Annotated in this window: 2 protein-coding genes; both read left to right on the forward strand. The window is 41.3% G+C overall.

Annotated features, from left to right (window positions below; genetic code table 11):
* Positions 1-132: 2-oxo acid dehydrogenase subunit E2 (locus ACS8FD_RS18865; protein WP_439276981.1), on the forward strand; the 132-nt coding region annotated here is incomplete at its 5' end.
* A 332-nt stretch (positions 133-464) separates the two neighbouring features.
* Positions 465-824, forward strand: a 360-nt coding sequence (locus ACS8FD_RS18870; protein ID WP_439276980.1) for an FAD-dependent oxidoreductase, incomplete at its 3' end; no start/stop codon positions are given.

Consider the following 824-nt stretch of genomic DNA (forward strand, 5'->3'; position numbering starts at 1 on the left):
GAAATCCTACCGATGATGTATCTGGCGCTGTCTTACGACCATCGTATGATTGATGGTAAAGAAGCGGTACAGTTCTTAGTGACTATCAAAGAGCTCGTTGAAGATCCATCATTATTACTATTAGATCTATAAGTGTTTAAGCTTGTATTGGTAATCACCGATACAAGCTTTTTTAGCTTTGTGACAAAAGCTCTCCCAGTTATTCTGCAATTCTCACGGTTACACATCAGCGTTATACGGCATAAGATACTGAAGTAGTGTATTGACTATACGGTTATCTGCTGGCTGATTACGTTTGTTATTAATAAATTGCTTAATAGCTTAAACGATAACGAATACCAAACCTAAAAAATATGATTGGCCATGTCAAACTTGCTTAGTCTACTAATAGGTAGCGTTTGCACCGGTTTTTCTGGTTACTCAAGCTTTTAGGCATAGTATAAAATTTGAAATAGGAACGGACTATGAAAGACAATTATGATTTGGTCGTCATTGGCGGCGGTCCCGGTGGTTATGAAGCAGCTATCCGTGCAGGACAGCTGGGTATGAGTGTGGCTTGTATCGAAAAACGCGTTTATAAAGGCGAGCCTGCTCTTGGCGGTACGTGCTTAAACGTCGGTTGTATCCCATCAAAAGCACTTCTTGACAGCTCGCATCGTTATGAAGCGACTAAACATGATCTTGATGAGCATGGCATTAGTACAGGCGACGTCTCTATCAACATCGAGCAAATGATAGAGCGTAAAGAAGGTATTGTTAAGCAGTTGACTGGCGGTGTAGCAGCATTATTAAAAGGTAACGGCGTTGACTGGCTACAAGGCTGG

This window comes from Psychrobacter sp. 1U2 (assembly GCF_051847575.1).